Genomic DNA, 19,106 nt, shown 5'->3' with positions numbered 1-19,106 from the left:
CTGCGCCGACCGCCGAACCTGTTACCGGGTAATGCCGGCGTAGGGAGTAGGTCTCATGACCACAGATGCACACACGCCTGCCGTCAGTCAGGACAAGACGGATGAAGCGGCCGTAACGACCGGGCGCACGCCCGGCTGGCACAAGGGCTACGTGGAAGGATCCCGCCCCGATCTGCGGGTGCCGGTCCGTCAGGTGCACCTCACCAACGGGAACGACGTGACGCTGTACGACACGTCAGGCCCGTACACCGACCCCACGGTCGACACTGACGTACGGCGCGGTCTCGCCCCGCTGCGGGAGAACTGGATCGTCGGGCGCGGTGACACCGAGGAGTACGCGGGCCGTCCGGTCCGCCCCGAGGACGACGGCATCAAGCACACCTCGCCGCGCGGGGGCCTGCGCAACCTCGACGCGGTCTTCCCCGGCCGTCCGCGCGTGCCCCGGCGGGGACGTGAGGGACGCGCGGTGAGCCAGCTCGCGTACGCCAAGCGCGGGGAGATCACCCCGGAGATGGAGTACGTCGCGATCCGCGAGAACGTCTCCCCCGAGGTCGTACGCGAGGAGATCGCGGCGGGCCGGGCGGTGCTGCCCGCCAACATCAATCACCCGGAGATCGAGCCGATGATCATCGGCAAGCGGTTCCTGGTGAAGGTGAACGCCAACATCGGCAACTCCGCGGTCACTTCCTCCATCGAGGAGGAGGTGGACAAGATGACCTGGGCGACGAAGTGGGGCGCCGACACGGTCATGGACCTGTCCACGGGGCGCAACATCCACACCACGCGCGAGTGGGTGCTGCGCAACTCCCCCGTCCCGATCGGCACCGTGCCGCTCTACCAGGCCCTGGAGAAGGTGGACGGCCGGGCCGAGGAGCTGACCTGGGAGATCTACAAGGACACGGTCGTCGAGCAGGCCGAGCAGGGCGTCGACTACATGACGGTCCACGCGGGCGTCCGGCTTCCCTACGTACCGCTCACCGCACGCCGCAAGACCGGCATCGTCTCGCGCGGCGGCTCGATCATGGCGGCCTGGTGTCTGGCGCACCACAAGGAGTCGTTCCTGTACGAGAACTTCGAGGAGCTCTGCGACATCCTCGCGTCGTACGACGTGACGTACTCGCTCGGCGACGGGCTGCGGCCCGGGTCGATCGCGGACGCCAACGACGAGGCGCAGTTCGCGGAGCTCAGGACCCTCGGGGAACTCAACACGATCGCCAAGCGTCATGACGTACAGACGATGATCGAGGGCCCGGGACACGTCCCGATGCACAAGATCAAGGAGAACATCGACCTCCAGCAGGAGATCTGCGAGGAAGCCCCGTTCTACACGCTGGGGCCGCTGACGACCGATGTGGCGCCCGCCTACGACCACATCACCTCCGGCATCGGCGCCGCGATGATCGCCTGGTGGGGCACGGCGATGCTCTGCTACGTCACGCCCAAGGAGCACCTCGGCCTGCCCAACCGTGACGACGTGAAGACCGGCGTCATCACCTACAAGATCGCCGCCCATGCGGCGGACCTGGCCAAGGGACACCCGGGCGCCCAGGACTGGGACGACGCGCTCTCCGACGCCCGCTTCGAGTTCCGCTGGGAGGACCAGTTCAATCTGGCCCTCGACCCGGACACGGCACGGTCGTTCCACGACGAGACGCTGCCCGCCGAGCCGGCGAAGACCGCGCACTTCTGTTCCATGTGCGGGCCCAAGTTCTGCTCGATGAAGATCAGTAGAAGCATCACCGAGCAGTTCGCCCCTGACCTGCTCTCTTCTGCTTCGGACGAGGACATCGAGGCGGGGATGATGGCCAAGTCGGCCGAGTTCGCCGCTCATGGCAACCGGGTGTATCTGCCTATCGCAGAGTGAGGCTATGAGTTCTCAGCGTCCCCCGGCGCATGTGCTCGGGGGACGCCGGCGTTTGAGGGCCTTCTGCTCTTCCGCTCCCACGACGCCACTCCACAGACCAGTACTCAGGTCTTTCTCGTAGAGCCGTGACGCAAGTAGTCCCACCAGGTTCCGTGCATGTCTGGACACAGTCCGCTCTGCAGATCGGTCGCTACGGAGATGATGCCGAGGGCATCCCCCGTGCTGAGGCCCGTCGTCTCAAGGCGCCGCGAGATCTCTTCTACGTCGGCTCCGGCGCGCAAGTCGGAGCAGGCGCTGTTTCCCGTGGCGAGCAGGGTGGCATCCGACCACTTCGCGGCGGTCAGCTCGGGTGAGGTGAACCGCAGCGCTGTGAGGAAGCTCTGCAGCGCCTTCTGTGAGGGCGTCGGCCAGGCTGTCGCGGAGTCAGTGGTGGCGGTGGGGCGAGCCGAAGAAGCCGCTGCCGATGCACGCGTGTCCTGACAGGAGGTGGCCCCGGCACTCAATAGAGCTGCAATCGCGAGAGCGGCAGTCCCTCTTGCTGAGCCCTTCACCGTAACCATGTTGCCCCCTAGGTGTGTGAGGCGACCGAGTATGCCGGTGTCCGTTCGGGGCCGTGGGCCGAAGAGACGAACCCCCCTGGCGTGAAGGTGGCTGCTCCGGGCCGGAGCTGTCCTCGATGAAGATCAGTAGAAGCATCACCGAGCAATTCGCCCCTGACCTGCTCTCTTCCGCTTCGGATGACGAGATCGAGGCGGGGATGTTGCAGAAGTCCAGGGAGTTCGCGGCGGCAGGCAACCGTGTCTACCTGCCGCTCGCGGAGACGGGCGGCAGGTCGGCCGGATGGCCCGGCCGCCTCAGTGGAGGGGGGCCCGCCAGGCCACCAGTCTCGGCCGGCCGGCCTCCGCGAAACCCACCGCGAACGGCTTGTCGCCGGCGTCCGTCATCAGGTGGATGCTGCACTCCGTCACGCTGTCGCCCGGTGAGATCGTCCGGGCGACCCAGTCGGACGGACAGCCGGGGATCTTCGTGTCGAGGACGAAGGGGGTCTTCCCCGGTATCTGCCGACCGCCCTCGGTGAGCAGGCGGACGCGGTCGGCCTGATCGGTGTAGAGGTCTTTCGGGCCGGGGTTGGTGTAGGTGACCGACACGTAGTACGGGACGCCGCGCCGCTCCTTCTCGTTGAGGTTGAGGTCCAGACCCGCGAGGTCGGCCGCGCTTCCCCGGCGTACGGACACCAGCGTGGCGGGCAGTTCGAGGACGCCGTCCTCGTGGGAGTCCCACCGGACGCGGACGCGGTCGCCCGGCTCCGCCAGCCCGGCGGACGCCGCCTTGAGGCCGCCCTCGACGGGCCAGGTGGCGACCGCGCCGCCCTCGTCGAGGTAGCCGTCGGCGTTGTGCGTCAGCGACAGCACACCTACGCCCTTGGGCAGCGCGTAGGTCACGCAAGACTTGTACGAGTCGCCGGGCGCCAGCGTCTTCGGCGCGGTGTCCGCGCAGGGCAGGTCGACCCCGCCTGCCCTGCCGCCGCTGATGGAGACCTCCTCCCCGCGCGCCCAGTCGGTGCCGTTCAGGGCGAAGTTGCTGTCCACCATGTAGGCAGCGGGGATTTTCTTCCGACCGGTGTTGGTGACCTCGAAGCTGAGGTAGTGGGGAACCATGCCCTTCAGCTCTTTGTCCACACGCGCTCCCCGCATGTCCTCCGCCGAGCCCCGGACCAGGCTCTTGACCGTGATCCTGACGGCGTACGACCGGTGGTCGGTGTCCGTGTGGACGACGTCCCGTGCGCCCGCCCGCACCGGCAGGTCCTTCCAGGAGGCAGGCCGCTCCGCGGCCCCGCCCGCACCCTGTTCCCCCGTGCACCCGGCGAGGAGGGGTATCGCGGCCGCGCACATGGCGGCCTTCGTGACGTAGCTGGACAGGTGCATGGACTTCCCTTGCCGCACGATGATCCGGATCTGCCGGAGGACTGACGCATCGTAGGTCGTCACACGGGAGGTGGAGGCAGAGGGTGGCGGGCCCGGTGCGGTCGCTGTCGCTTCTGGCCCTCAACGGGGGTCTGGCCGAGCCGCAGGACCGGGAGGTTGGTCACGTTGCGCGCTCAACGCCGCCACGCTCGTACGGCTCTCCACCGGAGGTGGCGCCCGAGGCGGAGAAGTCCAAGGAGTTCGCCGCGGCGGGCAACCGGGTCCATCTGCCGGTCGCCGACTGATTCCGTACGCCTTCAACAGGCGTGCCCCGGCCGCCGGTCACTCCGGCTGGTGGTCGGGGCCGCCGAAGTCCGGGCTGGTGAAGTCCGGGCTGGTGAAGCTGGGGTGCTGGCCCGAGGCGCCCTCGTCCGGGCTGCCGAAGTCCGGGCGGCTGTAGCCGAGGTTTGGGATGCGGCCCGCGGGACGGTACGGCGCGGGGGCCGTCGGGTCGACGCTCGGGTCGGCGAGGGCGTCCCGCAGGAAGGGGAGTATTCCGCGCTCCAGGAGCGCGTGGCGCCAGGCGTCGCGGGCGCGGGCGACTTCTTCGGAGAGCTCGTCGCCCTCTTCCTCCTCCTCGGGATGGACCTCGGTCGCGCCGTTGCGCAGTGCGGTGAGCAGCAGTCCGCCGGCCGCGACCAGGATGGCCAGCGCGGTCAGCGCGCCGAAGAACCAGCCTGCGGTGATCATGGTGTCGGCGAAGGCGGGCGGCGGGCTGATCAGCTTGAGGATGTAGCCGACCAGAAGGAAGATCAGGGCCGCCGTGCCCGCGAGGACCGGCGCCAGTACGGCGACGACGGCGCCGAGGCCCGCGCCCTCTCCTGCGGCCTCGCCCAGGGCAGGGGCGAGGACTGAGCCTCGTATGGAGGGGCTCTGGGGCGCGCGCAGTTCCTGGCGCACCTTGACGAAGTGCTCGTACTCGGCGGCCGCGGCCTGGGTGACGATCGATCCGGCGTCCAGGACCATGGTGCGGAGCTGTTCGGTGTTGAGCCGACGGCCGACTTCTTCGAGGCCGGTCCGGTCCTGCGCGGTACGAAGTGCGTCGTCGAGTATCCGCTCGAATGCGGGGCGGTCCTCGGTCAGCAGGTGCGGAGCGCTGTTCATGTGCATCCCCCGATGCTCCGTAGGGCTGGGCGCCCGCCTGGTGACGGGCAGTGGGGCGAAAACGGAGGAGAGCCTGCTACGGATAAGCCGATGGTAGAGCGGTTACGGCACGGGGTGACAGGGTGTTTCCGTAAATCACTGGACCGGGTCTCGTGAAGACGATCCGGCCATCCGTACGCCCGGCGCCTGTACCGCGCCTTCCCAATCAGCGCTCAGTCATGCAGGGGGAGTTGGACGACCAGCAATTTTCCGGCCATGGTCACGCCGCCGTCCATGGCGATGGCGAGTCCGTCCGCGTACAGATGAGGGCCCTCGACGGCCGGGCGCGACTCCTCGCCGCCTTCCTCCGTGCCGACTTGGCCGAGGAGGTACGGGATGGGGCTGTGGCCGTGGACGACGCGGTGGCCCCCGAACGCCCCGAGCAGTTCCTGGACGGCGTCGGGACCCGACTCGTCGTCGCGGAAGGCGAAGCGCTTCGTGAGCTTGCGGAAGAGGTCCCAGCACTCGTCGGCGTCATTGCGGGTGAGGGTCTCGCGGATGGTGTCGTTGACCGCTTCGATCGAGTCGCCGTAGTCGAGGTAGGCGGTGGTGTCGGAGTGCATCAGGAGGTGGTCGTCCTCCAGCTCCATGGCGTCCAGCCGGGCCATCCACTGCAGGTGGACGTCCTGGAGGCGGTCCATGTCGACCTTCTGGCCGCCGTTGAGCAGCCAGGCGGCCTGGAAGGTGGCGGTGCCGGCCCCGGAGTTGACCGGGGTGTCGCCGAAGCGCTTGGCGCCGAGCAGCAGGAGCTCGTGGTTGCCCATGAGGGCCTTGCAGTAGCCGCCGGCGGCGGCGGCCTCCGCGGAGAGCCGCATCACGAGGTCGATGACGCCGATGCCGTCGGGCCCGCGGTCGGTGAAGTCGCCGAGGAACCAGAGGCGGGCGTTGCCGGCCGACCAATTGCACTCGGCGTCGATCAGGCCCTGTTCCTGGAGGGCGGCGATCAGTTCGTCGATGTAGCCGTGCACGTCTCCGACGACGAAGAGCGGGCCCTGGCCGCCTTCGGCGTCCGGCCCTTCGGCCTCGGTGACCGTCGGGTTCGGGACGGTGTCGCCGGGGCCTTCGCGGCTGATGACCGGCAGATCGCGCTGGGTGGGGGTGTAGCCCTCGGGCTCCACGGGCTCCTCACCCTCGTACCCGTAGGCATGCGCGTACGCGGGCGGAACGGAGTAGTCGGGCTCCGCAGCCGTCCGTACCGTGGGTTCCAGACCGGCCCCCTGAGTCATCGACCCCTCCACCACCGTCGCGCTGCCGTGCACCGGGGTCGGACCTGGCTGGTCTGGGTCGGCCGCGGTGTCGTGCGCCCATCATAGGAATGACGTCCGCGCTGTGTGACGCACCAGGGGTGCTGAATCCGGGTGCGTCCACAGTCGGCAGGTTGATTAGGTGTGATTTTTCCCTAATGCGTGATCAGTTGTCCGGCGCGGGGGAGCGCGGCGGACTGACCGTGGTGCGCGGCGGGCGTCGCTGGGAGGACGTCCGGACGATGAGTTCGGTCGGTATTACCTGCTCGATGGGCCGGTCGTGCTCGATGCCCTCGATGGCGTCGATGAGCAGCTGGATGACGGCGGTGCCGATCCGGCGGGGTTTGAGCGAGAGCGTGGTGATGGGCGGCTCGGTGTTGGCGTAGACGGTGGATTCGCTGCAGCAGATCAGCAGCAGGTCCTCCGGGACGCGCAGCCCGTAGCGGCGTGCGGCGGCGAGCAGATCGGTGCCGTTGGGGTCGAAGAGCCCGTAGACGGCGTCGGGACGGTCGGGGCGGGCGAGCAGGCGGTCGGCGGCCACCGCGCCGGCGCAGGGGTCGTGGGCCGGGTAGGACTCGTACACCGGGTCCTGGCCCACCCGCTGGCACCAGGCCAGATAGGCCTGGGTGGAGAGCCGGGTGTAGGTGTCGGTGGTGGTGCCGGTGAGCAGCCCGATACGGCGGGCCCCGGCGGCGGCGAGATGGTCGAGCAGGTCGAGCACGGCGGCCTCGTGGTCGTTGTCGACCCATGCCGTGACGGGCAGGGTGCCCGCCGGGCGGCCGTCGGAGACGACGGGAAGCCCTTGGCGTACGAGTTCCAGGACGACCGGGTCGTGGTCGGAGGGGTCGATCACGACGGTGCCGTCGAGGGCGACGTTCGACCAGACGTCCACGGCGCTGTGGCGTGAGGTGGCGGGCAGGATGACAAGGGCGTAACCGCGTGCGAGCGCGGCTGAGGTGGCGGCTCTGGCCATCTCGGCGAAATATGCGAACTCGGTGAAGGTGAAAGGTTCATCCCCGTATGTGGTCACGGTCAGGCCGATCAGGCCCGACTTACCGGTACGGAGCGTGCGGGCCGCGGCCGACGGGCGATAGCCCAGTCGCTCTGCGACCTCGCGGACATGGCGTCGGGTGGCGTCCGGGAGCCGCCCTTTGCCGTTGAGGGCGTCGGAGACGGTCGTGATGGAGACACCGGCGGCGGCGGCCACGTCCCGGATCCCCGCTCGTCCCTGCCGGCCGGCCCTGCGGGGTGTCTCCGCGCGGCTCACCTGGTGCTTCCCTGCTGCTGTCATGGCGAGCCGATAGTAGGGCGATGTGGGCCGATAGGGCTGGGTGCATATGCACCCAGCAGCAGTCACGTTTCTGCATGGTCGTTTACGGTCAATCTCCTCAGATCTAAAGGGAGTTGGGGGACCTGAGGGTGGAGTGGCACCTGTCGAACCGTATGGGCCTGCCCCATGACCGATGTTTCGATGAGGTCTCAACTCACCACTACGGGGGACGCGCGCCACGGAGTGAGCCACCGGCGTGCGCCAGGGAGTGGAGCGCTCCCCCCTTTCCGCACGCCCGCCGACGGCAGCTCTTCGCAGCCCCGGCGAATCCTCATAGGGTGAGCAGCATTCGAGTCGAGGAGAACCTGCTGTGAGCGAGAAGAGCCCGAAGCTGCGCGCCGCGCTGGACGGAGTACCCGCGTACGTTCCCGGAAAGCCTGCCGCCGCGGGTGGCCCGGTGGCGTTCAAGCTGTCGTCCAACGAGAACCCCTATCCGCCGCTGCCCGGTGTGATGGAGAGCGTGCTCGCGGCGGCCGGGACCTTCAACCGCTACCCGGACATGGCGTGCACCGGGCTGATGAACGAGCTGGCCGATCGCTTCGGCGTGCCCGTCTCGCATCTGGCGACCGGCACAGGATCGGTGGGCGTCGCACAGTCGCTGCTGCAGGCGACCTCCGGTCCGGGCGACGAGGTCATCTACGCCTGGCGGTCCTTCGAGGCGTACCCGATCATCACCCAGATCAGCGGGGCGACCTCGGTGAAGGTGCCGCTGGACGCGGACGAGAAGCACGATCTGGACGCGATGTTCGACGCGATCACCGACCGGACCCGGATGATCTTCGTCTGCAACCCGAACAATCCGACCGGCACGGTGGTGCGCAAGGCCGAACTGGAGCGCTTCCTGGACCGGGTGCCCGGCGATGTGCTGGTGGTACTGGACGAGGCGTACCGGGAGTTCAACCGCGACGAGCAGGTGCCCGACGGCATCCAGCTCTACCGGGACCGGCCCAATGTGGCGGTGCTGCGGACCTTCTCGAAGGCGTACGGTCTGGCCGGCCTGCGGATCGGCTTCGCCGTCGCCCATGAGCCCGTCGCGGCCGCGCTCCGCAAGACGGCGGTGCCCTTCGGGGTGAGCCAGCTCGCCCAGGACGCGGCGGTCGCCTCGCTGCGGGCCGAGGACGCGCTCATGGGGCGGGTCGGCGCCCTGGTGTCCGAGCGCGCGCGGGTGTCCGAGACGCTGACCGCGCAGGGCTGGAACGTGCCGGAGAGCCAGGCCAACTTCGTCTGGCTGCGGCTGGGGGAGCGCACGGGCGACTTCGCCGCGGTGTGCGAGAAGGCCGGCGTCGTGGTGCGGCCCTTCGCGGGCGAGGGGACGCGGATCACGATCGGCGAGACCGAGGCCAATGATCTCTTCCTCAGGACGGCGGAGGCCTTCCGCAAGGAGCTGTAGGGCGCGTCGGTGCGGGTGCTTGTCCAGGTGCTTGTCCGGGCGCTTGCACGGGCTCTTGTGCGGGCGCCTGCACGGGCTCTTGTACGGGTGTGACGTGGGCGGGGTTCCGTAAGAGGGACCCCGCCTTCGCTGTGCCGAAAGTGTGTGCGCCATAATGCTTGTGAATGTGAACGCGTTCACAAGCGTGTCCCGTTTCCTCCCGTGATGTCTGGGATCAAAGGGGCAGACTGCCGCTGATACCAAGGCGACCAAAGGAGATTGACGACGTGGACCTAGCTCTGGCGCCGGAGACCCTGGCGCGATGGCAGTTCGGCATCACCACCGTCTACCACTTCATCTTCATCCCGCTGACGATCTCGCTCGCCGCGCTGACCGCGGGCCTGCAGACCGCCTGGGTACGGACGGAGAACCCCAAGTACCTCAGGGCCACCAAGTTCTGGGGGAAGCTCTTCCTGATCAACATCGCGATGGGGGTGGTCACCGGAATCGTGCAGGAATTCCAGTTCGGCATGAACTGGTCGGACTACTCGCGGTTCGTCGGTGACATCTTCGGGGCGCCCCTCGCCTTCGAGGCGCTGATCGCCTTCTTCTTCGAGTCCACCTTCATCGGGCTGTGGATCTTCGGCTGGGACAAGCTGCCGAAGAAGATCCACCTCGCCTGCATCTGGATGGTCTCGCTCGGGACCATCCTCTCCGCCTACTTCATCCTGGCGGCCAACTCCTGGATGCAGCACCCGGTCGGCTACACGTACAACAAGACGAGGGGGCGCGCGGAGCTGACCGACTTCTGGGCCGTGCTCAGCCAGAACACCGCCCTCGCCCAGTTCTTCCACACGATGACCGCGACCTTCCTCACAGGCGGCGCGTTCATGGTCGGCATCGCCGGCTACCACCTGGCGCGCAAGCGGCACATCCCGGTGATGCGCACCTCGCTGCGGCTCGGGCTGATCACCGTGGTGATCGCCGGACTGCTCACCGCCATCAGCGGTGACACGCTCGGCAAGGTCATGTTCAAGCAGCAGCCCATGAAGATGGCCGCCGCCGAAGCGCTGTGGGACGGCCAGAACTCGGCGCCGTTCTCGGTCTTCGCGTACGGCGACGTCAGCAAGGGCCACAACTCGGTCGAGATCTCGATCCCCGGAATACTGTCCTTCCTCGCCGACGACAACTTCAACTCCTATGTCCCCGGCATCAACGACACCAACAAGGCCGAGCAGGAGAAGTACGGGCCCGGCGACTACCGGCCCAACATCCCCGTCGCCTTCTGGAGTTTCCGCTGGATGATCGGGTTCGGCATGGCGTCCTTCGGCGTCGGGATGCTCGGGCTCTGGCTCACCCGGAAGAAGTTCCTGCTGCCACCGGCGCTGCGGACCGGTGAGGACGAAGTACCGAACCTGGTGCTCTTCAGGAAGAAGGCGCTCAGTCCCAAGCTCGCCAAGTGGTACTGGATCCTGGCGCTCTGGACACTGGGCTTCCCGCTGATCGCCAACTCCTGGGGCTGGATCTTCACCGAGACGGGGCGTCAGCCCTGGGCCGTGTACGGCGTGCTGCGCACCCGGGACTCGGTCTCCCCCAGCGTCTCGCAGGGCACGGTGCTCACCTCGGTGATCGTCTTCACCCTGCTCTACGCGGTGCTCGCGGTCATCGAGGTCAGACTGCTCGCGAAGTACGTCAAGGCCGGACCGCCCGAGCTCACCGAGTCCGACCTCAACCCGCCCACCAAGATCGGCGGCGATGACGACAACAGCAACGCCGACCGGCCGATGGCCTTCTCGTACTGAGCTGCTGAGGAGCTGAGGTATGGAACTCCACGACGTCTGGTTCGTACTCATCGCCGTTCTGTGGACCGGCTATTTCTTCCTCGAAGGCTTCGACTTCGGGGTCGGCATCCTGACCAAACTGCTCGCCCGCGACCGCACGGAGCGGCGCGTCCTGATCAACACCATCGGGCCGGTCTGGGACGGCAACGAGGTGTGGCTGCTCACGGCGGGCGGTGCGACCTTCGCCGCCTTCCCCGACTGGTACGCCACCCTCTTCTCCGGGTTCTATCTGCCGCTGCTGATCATCCTGGTCTGCCTGATCGTGCGCGGAGTCGCCTTCGAGTACCGCTCGAAGCGTGCCGAGGAGCGCTGGCAGACCAACTGGGAGCACGCGATCTTCTGGACCTCGCTGCTGCCGGCTCTGCTGTGGGGCGTGGCCTTCGGGAACATCGTGCACGGCGTGAAGATCGACGAGCACAAGGAGTACGTCGGCACCTTCTGGGATCTGCTCAACGTCTACTCGATCCTCGGTGGTCTGGTGACGCTGACCCTCTTCACCTTCCACGGCACGGTGTTCACGTCGCTGAAGACGGTCGGTGACATCCGGGAGCGTTCGCGGAAGCTCGCCGTCGTCCTGGGCCTGGTGACCGCTGTGCTCGCGCTCGCCTTCCTGATCTGGACCCAGGTCGACAACGGCAACCTCAAGAGCCTGGTCGCGATGCTCATCGCCGCCGTCTCCCTGGTCGCGGCCATCGTGCTCATCAAGGTGGGGCGCGAGGGGTGGTCGTTCGCGCTCTCCGGAGTGACCATCGCGGCCGCGGTCGCGATGCTCTTCCTGACGCTCTTCCCGAACGTCATGCCGTCCTCGCTCAATGACGCATGGAACCTCACGGTCTCCAACTCCTCGTCGAGTCCTTACACCCTGAGGATCATGACCTGGTGCGCGGCCATCGCGACGCCCATCGTCCTGCTCTACCAAGGCTGGACCTACTGGGTGTTCCGCAAGCGGATCGGCACGCAGCACATCGCCGACGCCGCGCACTGACTCTCCGGGCTTCTCCACCTCTCCAAACCTCTCCAAAGCTCTCCCAAGCTCTCCAAGTGAGGGATGTTTCACGTGAAACCGATCGACCCGCGCCTGCTTCGGTACGCCCGCGCCACCCGTCTCTTCCTGGGGGCGGTGGTGGTGCTGGGGGTTGCCGGAGCAGGGCTGGTCGTCGCCCAGGCGATGCTGATCGCCGAAGTGGTGGTGGGGGCGTTCCAGCACGGCGACGACGTGGCCTCACTGCGGACGCCTCTGCTGCTTCTGGGCGCGGTCGCGGCCGGCCGGGGCCTGGTGGCCTGGCTGACCGAACTCGCCGCCCATCGCGCCAGCGCCGCGGTCAAGTCCGAGCTGCGGGGCAGGCTCCTGGAGAGGGCCTCCGCCCTGGGGCCCGGCTGGCTGAGCGGACAGCGGACGGGATCGCTGACCGCCCTGGCCACCCGGGGGGTCGACGCCCTCGACGACTACTTCTCGCGCTATCTCCCGCAGTTGGGGCTCGCGGTGGTGGTGCCGGTGGCGGTGCTGGCGAGGATCGTCACCGAGGACTGGGTGTCCGCGGCGATCATCGTCGGGACGCTGCCGCTGATCCCGCTCTTCATGATCCTGATCGGCTGGGCGACCCAGTCCCGGATGGACCGTCAGTGGCAGCTGCTTTCACGGCTGTCGGGGCATTTCCTGGACGTGGTCGCGGGGCTTCCGACGCTCAAGGTCTTCGGGCGGGCGAAGGCGCAGGCCGAGTCGATCCGGGCCATCACCGACGAGTACCGGCTGGCCACGCTGCGGACGCTGCGTATCGCCTTCATCTCCTCCTTCGCGCTGGAACTTCTCGCCACCCTGTCGGTGGCGCTGGTCGCGGTCTCCATCGGGATGCGGCTGGTCAAGGGGGAGTTGGATCTCTACACGGGCCTGGTGATCCTGGTCCTCGCCCCCGAGGCGTATCTCCCGCTGCGGCAGGTGGGGGCGCAGTACCACGCGGCCGCAGAGGGGCTCTCGGCCGCGGAGGAGATCTTCGCCGTACTGGAGGCACCGCTGCCGGCGGGTGGTTCGGGGGATGTACCCGACTCGCTGCGGCTGGAACTGGAGGACGTGACAGTCCGGCACGAGGGCCGTACGCAGCCGTCGCTGGACTCGCTGTCGCTGGTGGTTGAACCCGGCGAGACCGTGGCGATCACCGGGCCGAGCGGAGTGGGCAAGACGACGCTGCTCAATGTGCTGCTGGGGTTCGTGGCGCCCGAGCCGGGCGGCCGGGTGCGGGTGGGCGGCACGGATCTCGCCTCCCTCTCCCCCGAGCGCTGGCGGGAGCGGATCGCCTGGGTGCCGCAGAGGCCGCATCTGTTCGCGGGCACGATCGCGGAGAACGTACGGCTGGCACGACCGGATGCGGATGACGCCGCGGTGCTCGCCGCCCTGCGGGACGCGGGCGCGTACGGATTCGTGACCGCACTCCCCCAGGGCGCGGACACCGTCCTGGGCGAGGACGGCGCCGGTCTGTCGGCCGGCCAGCGCCAACGGCTGGCGCTGGCGCGGGCGTTCCTCGCCGACCGGCCGCTGCTGCTGCTCGACGAGCCGACGGCGGCCCTGGACGGCGAGACCGAGGCGGGCATCGTCGAGGCGGTACGGCGGCTGGCCTCGGGCCGCACCGTCCTGCTGGTGGTCCACCGCCCGGCGTTGCTCGCCGTGGCGGACCGCGTGGTGGAGCTTTCGTGGGGTGCGGACGCGGCGGTGCCCCGTCCCGCCGCCACGCACGAGAACCTGCGTAACGCGGCGACTGCCGCCGCGGTCCCGGTGCACGAGGTGTCGTCGGGACCCCGGCAGCCGCAGTCCTCGGCGGACGGTGCGGCTCGGTCCTCGCTGGCCTGGGTGCGCGGGGCCGCCAGGGGCGTGCGCGGGCGGCTCGGCTGGGCGCTGCTGCTCGGAGGGCTGGCACTGGGGAGCGCGGTGGGGCTCATGGCCACCTCGGGATGGCTCATCTCGCGGGCCTCGGAGCAGCCGCCGGTGCTTTATCTGATGGTGGCGGTCACCGCCACCCGGACCTTCGGGCTCGGACGTGCCGTCTTCCGTTACGCGGAGCGGCTGGTCTCCCACGACGCCGTGCTGCGGATGCTCGCCGAGCTCAGGGTCGCGGTATACCGCAGGCTGGAGCGGATCGCCCCCGCGGGGCTGCGCGAGGCCCGGCGCGGGGATCTGCTGTCGCGGCTGGTGGCCGACGTGGACGCGCTGCAGGACTACTGGCTGCGCTGGCTGCTTCCGGCGGGAGCAGCCGCCCTGGTCGGCGTAGGCGCTGTCGGGTTCGTGGCCTGGCTGCTGCCCGCCGCGGGTGCGGTGCTGGCCGGCGGACTGCTGCTGGCCGGTGTCGGGGTGCCGCTGGTGACCGGCGCCTTCGCCCGCCGCGCCGAGCGGCAACTGGCACCCGCACGCGGGGTGCTCGCGACACGGGTGGTCGATCTGCTTGCCGGGAACGCGGAGTTGACGGTGTCCGGGGCCCTGCCCGCGCGGGTGCGCGGGACCGCGGAGGCCGACCGGGTGCTGACGCGGATCGCCTCGCGCGGCGCTGCCGCCACCGCGCTCGGGGGCGGGCTGATCGCGCTGCTGACCGGGCTGACCGTGGCGGGGGCCGCGCTCGCCGGCGTACAGGCGGTGCGGGAAGGGCGGCTTGCCGGGGTGGAGCTGGCCGTGGTGGTGCTGACGCCGCTGGCCGCGTTCGAGGCGGTCATCGGGCTGCCGCTGGCCGTGCAGTACCGGCAGCGGGTCAAGAAGAGCGCGGAGCGGGTGATCGAGGTGCTGGACGCGCCTCTTCCCGTACACGAGCCGGAGCGTCCGGCGGCCGCACCTGCCTCGCCCTTCCCGCTGGAGCTGCGCGGGCTGGCCGCCCGTTACCCCGGGCAGGACCGCGATGCGCTGAGCGGATTCGACCTGCGTCTCGACCAGGGGAAGCGGGTCGCGGTGGTCGGGGTCTCGGGGGCGGGGAAGACCACGCTGGCCCAGGTGCTGCTGAGATTCCTCGACGCGGAGTCGGGGACGTACACGCTCGGCGGTACGGACGCCTTCGCGTTGGACGGGGACGACGCCCGGGGCTTTGTCGGGCTGTGCGCGCAGGATGCGCACCTCTTCGACAGCTCGGTACGGGAGAACCTCAGGCTGGCCAGGACCGGTGCCACGGACGACGAGCTGCGCGACGCACTGGAGCGTGCCCGGCTGGGGAACTGGGCGGACGCGCTGCCCGACGGGCTCGACACCCTCGTCGGCGAGCACGGCGCCCGGCTCTCCGGAGGCCAGCGGCAGCGCCTTGCGCTGGCCCGCGCGCTGCTGGCCGACTTCCCCGTTCTCGTACTGGACGAGCCGGCCGAGCACCTCGACCTGGCGACGGCGGACGCGCTGACGGCGGATCTCCTGGCCGCCACCCGGGGGCGTACGACCGTGATCATCACGCACCGGCTGCAGGGCCTGGAAGACGTGGACGAGGTGATCGTGCTGGACGCCGGACACGCCGTGCAGCGCGGGCGCTACGAGGAGCTGGCGGTGGCCGAGGGCCCGCTGCGGCGGATGCTCGAGCGGGAGAGGGAGGGCGATCTGGTCGGTACCCGGCTTTCCTCAACAAATAGGACTAACTAGGCTCAAGGGCATGTCAGCTCCGGATCCCAGCGATCCTCTCGAAGCCGCCACTCAGGCGACCCGCAGTCTCCAGGGGCTCTCGACCGAGCTCACCGCAAGGGTGCCGCAGCTGCTCGAAGCCATGCGTTCGGTCGGTACGGGGCTCGAACTGCACTCCACCCTGGACCGGATCTGTGAGACCGCGGCCGAGCTGGCGGACGCCCGCTACGCGGCCATCGGGGTCGTCGACGAGGAGTCGGCCGGACTCGCCGACTTCGTGACGTACGGCGTCACCGAGGAGCAGGCGGCGGCCATCGGACACCGCCCCGACGGACACAAGGGGCTGCTCGGCGCGCTGATCCATGAACCGGACACCGTACGGCTCGCGGATCTGACCTCCGATCGGCGCTCGGCCGGATTTCCCCCGGGCCATCCACCGATGCGGACCTTCCTGGGGGTCCCCATCCGGGTCCAGGGGGAGATCTTCGGCAATCTCTATCTCGCCGAGAAGAACGGCGGGGGCGAGTTCAACGACTACGACCTGCACATGGTGCGGGTGCTGGCCACCGAGGCCGGGATCGCCATCGGCAACGCGCGGCTGTACGAGGCCGCGCGCCAGCGCGAGCGGTGGATCGACGGCTCGGTGGCCGTCACCACCGCGCTGCTGGCCGGCGGCGACGCGGACGACGCCCTCGCCGTCGTCGCCGAACAGGCCCGCCATCTCGCGGCGTCGGACGCCGGGGTGGTGCTGCTGCCCGCCGCTTCGGAGGAGGGCGGCCTGGAGATCGTGGCCGTCTCCTCGGACAGTCCCGTCTCCGCGCTCGGGGTGATCATCCCGTCGGAGAGCCCGGTCGTCGCGAAGCTGCTGGCCGGTGAGGCGGTGTTCGTGGACGACTCCGCGAGCGACCCCCGGATGATCACGCGGCTCGCCGAGCTGTACGGACCGAGCATGATGCTGCCGCTGCACAGCGGAGGCCGTGTGCTCGGCGCGCTGGCCACCCCCAGGGCGCGCGGCGCCCGGCCCTTCACCGAGGCGGAGCGGACCCTGGCCACGCAGTTCGCCTCGCAGGCGGCGCTCGCGCTGATGATGGCGGAGGCGCAGCGCGACCGGGAGCGGCTGGCGGTCTTCGAGGACCGCGACCGGATCGCCCGCGATCTGCACGACCTGGTCATCCAGCGGCTCTTCGCCACCGGGATGATGCTGGAGAGCGCCCAGCGCCAGTCCGTGGTGCCCGAGGTGCAGACCGGCGTCGGCAAGGCGGTGGACGAACTGGATGTGACCATCCAGGAGATCCGCACCGCCATCTTCGCGCTCCAGCAGGGACCGACGGAGGCCCCGTCGGGCCTGCGCACCCGCGTACTGCGGGAGATCAACATGGCGGCCGTGCCACTCGGCTTCAAGCCCGCGCACCGCTTCCTGGGGCCGGTGGACACCCTGGTCGGCGAGCTGACGGGGAAGAACCTGATCGCGGCCCTGCGCGAGGCGCTCTCCAACGCCTTCCGGCACGCGGACGCGAGCAGGATCGAGGTCGTCGTCGACGTCACGGCGCAACTGGCGGACGGACGCGACGCGGTACGGCTGACGGTCTCCGACGACGGGGTGGGCATCCCGGACGGCGGGCGGCGCAGCGGGCTGCGCAACCTCAACCGGCGGGCCGAGTCGCTGGGCGGATCGAGCTGGCACGGCCCCGGCCTGGAGGAAGGTCCAGGGCCGGGCACCACGGTCGTGTGGGAGGTGCCGCTCTAGGGGGCGTCCGGCGGACACCCCCTAGGCCAAGTGGCGCTGACAGGGCCCTGAATACGCCGGAATGTCCATGGTCCGGGCCACCATCCCTGGATGCGCTACCGACTCTCCCGCAGGCTGCTCGTCCCGGTGCTGTGCATGCTCCCGGCGCTGACCGCTCCCGCCGCATCGGCCACGGACGGGCCCGGTACCGGCACCGAGGTGGCGCGGCTGTACGACGAGACGGCGAAGGCCACGGCGACGTACGAACACGGCAGGCACGCGGCCGACGCGGAGCGCGCCAGGGCCCGCCGCATGGAACGGCTGCTGGTGGGGAAGCGGCGCGAACTCGCGGTGTTCCACGACCAGATGGGCCTGGTCGCCCGGGCGGAGTACCGCAGCGGGTCGGGCGCGGTGGCGTACCCCGTGCAGCTGCTGATGGCCGACAGCCCCGAGGAGATGCTGCGCGGCATGGAGCTCGCCGACCAGGCCGACGCGGCCTTTTCGCGGATGATGGAGCGGGCCCAACTGGCCGAGAACAGTTACGTACGGGCCGAGACCGCGGCGAAGAAGGCCTGGCGGGAACTCTCGTCGCGGCAGCGGCGGCTCGCGGAGATCAAGGAGTCCGTCGAGACGAAGCTCCGGGACGCCCGGCAGCGGCTGCAGTCGGAGGCCGAGCGGAGTGTGGCGGCGGGACGGTGCGCGGGGCCGGTACGGATGGACACCGGAGGGTCGGCGCGCGCCTGGGTGACGCCTGTCGTCACGTACAGCCTCTCGGCCGGTTTCGACAGCGCGGGATCGCACTGGGCGCACCGGCACACGGGGCAGGATTTCGCCGTGGATCTGGGCACTCCGGTACGGGCGGCCGGCGCGGGGCGTGTGGCGTCGGTGAGCTGCGGCGGCGGCTTCGGCATCGAGGTGGTGATCAAACACCCCAACGGCTACTACACGCAGTACGCGCATCTGTCGGCGGCAGCCGTCGACCAGGGGGAGAAGGTCAGGGCCGGGCAGTGGATCGGGCAGTCAGGATCCACGGGCAACTCGACCGGGCCGCACCTGCACTTCGAGGTGCGGCTCACTCCGTATCTGGGGTCGGGGATCGATCCGGTGCCGTGGCTGCGCGAGCACGGGGTGAAGGTGTAGGCGCCCCGCGGCGCCGGCAGGGTCTCCGGCCTCAGAGACCTTGCAGGATCCGCTCGATGACGACCGCGACGCCGTCCTCGTTGTTGGCGACCGTGCGGCCCGAGGCGGCGGCCAGCACGTCCGGGTGGGCGTTGCCCATCGCGTACGAGGTGCCCGCCCAGCTCAGCATCTCGATGTCGTTGGGCATGTCACCGAAAGCGACGACCTCCGAGGGGTCGATGGACCGCTCGGCGCAGCACAGCTCCAGGGTGGAGGCCTTGGAGACGCCGGCGCCGCTGATCTCCAGGAGGGCGGTCGGCGAGGAGCGGGTGATCGACGCGCCCCCGCCGACGGCGGTGCGGGCCAGGGCCAGGAAGGCGTCGGGTGACAGCTCGGGGTGGTGGGCCAGGACCTTCAGCACGGGGGCCGCGCCGCCTGCCGCCGTCTCGTGCAGCAGCTTCTCGGCGGGGGCGACGCTCGCCCCGGGGTCGAGGAAGAAGGGCGGGTAGGCCGCCTCGTAATGGATGCCGGTGGTCAGCTCGACGGCGAAGGACGTGCCGGGCGCCGCGGTGCGCAGGGTGCGTACGGCGTCGAGGGCCGCGGGCCGCGCCAGGGGCCGCACCTCGACGATCCTGCCGCCCGCGTGGAGATCGACGACGGCGGCGCCGTTCGCGCAGATCGCCAGGCCGTGGCCGTGGACGTGGTCGCTGACGACGTCCATCCAGCGGGCCGGTCTCCCGGTGACGAAGAAGACCTCGATCCCGGCCCGCTCGGCGGCGGCGAGCGCGGCGATGGTCCGGTCGGAGACCGACTTGTCGTCGCGCAGCAGGGTGCCGTCCAGGTCGGTGGCGATCAGCCGGGGCTGGACGGCGGGGACGGCGGGGGCTTGGCCGGTAGCTGAGGTCACAGATCCATTCTCCCGCACGATGCGCA

The 19,106-nt window shown here is 69.7% G+C and carries 13 protein-coding genes and 2 pseudogenes; 9 read left to right on the top strand and 6 right to left on the bottom strand.

Going from position 1 to position 19,106, the window contains the following annotated elements; all coding sequences use genetic code 11:
- Positions 1-55: 55 nt before the first annotated feature.
- A complete protein-coding gene (gene thiC, locus J0695_RS00620) occupies positions 56-1,864 on the top strand; it encodes a phosphomethylpyrimidine synthase ThiC (protein ID WP_206958976.1) in 1,809 nt (602 codons plus the stop codon).
- A gap of 104 nt (positions 1,865-1,968) precedes the next feature.
- Here the strand turns inward: thiC and J0695_RS45575 are convergent, their stop codons facing one another.
- Entirely contained in the window at positions 1,969-2,424 is a 456-nt protein-coding gene (locus J0695_RS45575; protein WP_372445673.1) for a DUF732 domain-containing protein, read from the bottom strand.
- Between the two features lie 68 nt (positions 2,425-2,492).
- On the opposite strand from J0695_RS45575, the pseudogene J0695_RS45570 reads away from it, so the two are divergent.
- Positions 2,493-2,684 (top strand): annotated as a pseudogene (locus J0695_RS45570) (phosphomethylpyrimidine synthase ThiC); the annotation flags it as partial.
- 34 nt (positions 2,685-2,718) lie between these two features.
- Here J0695_RS45570 and J0695_RS00615 read toward each other — a convergent pair.
- Entirely contained in the window at positions 2,719-3,789 is a 1,071-nt protein-coding gene (locus J0695_RS00615; RefSeq protein ID WP_206958974.1) for a hypothetical protein, read from the bottom strand.
- A gap of 185 nt (positions 3,790-3,974) precedes the next feature.
- On the opposite strand from J0695_RS00615, the pseudogene J0695_RS45565 reads away from it, so the two are divergent.
- Positions 3,975-4,073: pseudogene (locus tag J0695_RS45565) on the top strand (thiamine biosynthesis protein ThiC); the annotation flags it as partial.
- A 37-nt stretch (positions 4,074-4,110) separates the two neighbouring features.
- Here J0695_RS45565 and J0695_RS00605 read toward each other — a convergent pair.
- The 3 genes from J0695_RS00605 to J0695_RS00595 all read right to left on the bottom strand — a co-directional run bounded on the left by J0695_RS00605 (position 4,111) and on the right by J0695_RS00595 (position 7,506).
- Positions 4,111-4,938, bottom strand: coding sequence for a hypothetical protein (locus J0695_RS00605; protein ID WP_206958970.1), 828 nt, complete (start codon positions 4,936-4,938; stop codon positions 4,111-4,113).
- A gap of 206 nt (positions 4,939-5,144) precedes the next feature.
- The gene (locus J0695_RS00600) at positions 5,145-6,197 is read right to left on the bottom strand and encodes a metallophosphoesterase (protein ID WP_206958968.1); all 1,053 of its coding nucleotides are present in this window, start codon (positions 6,195-6,197) and stop codon (positions 5,145-5,147) included.
- 184 nt (positions 6,198-6,381) lie between these two features.
- Positions 6,382-7,506, bottom strand: a complete 1,125-nt coding sequence (locus tag J0695_RS00595; protein ID WP_206958966.1) for a LacI family DNA-binding transcriptional regulator — start codon at positions 7,504-7,506, stop codon at positions 6,382-6,384.
- 349 nt (positions 7,507-7,855) lie between these two features.
- On the opposite strand from J0695_RS00595, the gene hisC reads away from it, so the two are divergent.
- From hisC to J0695_RS00565, 6 genes are all read left to right on the top strand, one after another.
- A complete protein-coding gene (gene hisC, locus J0695_RS00590; RefSeq protein ID WP_206958964.1) occupies positions 7,856-8,935 on the top strand; it encodes a histidinol-phosphate transaminase in 1,080 nt (359 codons plus the stop codon).
- Between the two features lie 266 nt (positions 8,936-9,201).
- Positions 9,202-10,716: a cytochrome ubiquinol oxidase subunit I gene (locus J0695_RS00585; RefSeq protein WP_206958962.1), complete on the top strand. Its 1,515-nt coding sequence runs from the start codon at positions 9,202-9,204 to the stop codon at positions 10,714-10,716.
- A 19-nt stretch (positions 10,717-10,735) separates the two neighbouring features.
- Positions 10,736-11,740 carry a cytochrome d ubiquinol oxidase subunit II gene (gene cydB, locus J0695_RS00580; protein WP_206958960.1) on the top strand — a complete coding sequence of 335 codons (1,005 nt, stop codon included), beginning with the start codon at positions 10,736-10,738 and terminating at the stop codon, positions 11,738-11,740.
- A gap of 72 nt (positions 11,741-11,812) precedes the next feature.
- A complete protein-coding gene (gene cydD, locus J0695_RS00575) occupies positions 11,813-15,349 on the top strand; it encodes a thiol reductant ABC exporter subunit CydD (protein WP_206958958.1) in 3,537 nt (1,178 codons plus the stop codon).
- A gap of 10 nt (positions 15,350-15,359) precedes the next feature.
- Positions 15,360-17,075, top strand: coding sequence for a sensor histidine kinase (locus J0695_RS00570; RefSeq protein WP_206958951.1), 1,716 nt, complete (start codon positions 15,360-15,362; stop codon positions 17,073-17,075).
- A 90-nt stretch (positions 17,076-17,165) separates the two neighbouring features.
- Complete coding sequence (locus J0695_RS00565) at positions 17,166-18,194, top strand: M23 family metallopeptidase (RefSeq protein ID WP_206958949.1); 1,029 nt, start codon at positions 17,166-17,168, stop codon at positions 18,192-18,194.
- Between the two features lie 31 nt (positions 18,195-18,225).
- Here J0695_RS00565 and J0695_RS00560 read toward each other — a convergent pair whose 3' ends face one another.
- Positions 18,226-19,080, bottom strand: a complete 855-nt coding sequence (locus J0695_RS00560; RefSeq protein WP_307798326.1) for a Cof-type HAD-IIB family hydrolase — start codon at positions 19,078-19,080, stop codon at positions 18,226-18,228.
- Positions 19,081-19,106 lie beyond the last annotated feature (26 nt).

Origin of the sequence: Streptomyces beijiangensis (assembly GCF_017315755.1) — a bacterium.
Lineage (GTDB): Bacteria > Actinomycetota > Actinomycetes > Streptomycetales > Streptomycetaceae > Streptomyces > Streptomyces beijiangensis.
This window is presented reverse-complemented; position numbering and strand designations above follow the sequence as displayed.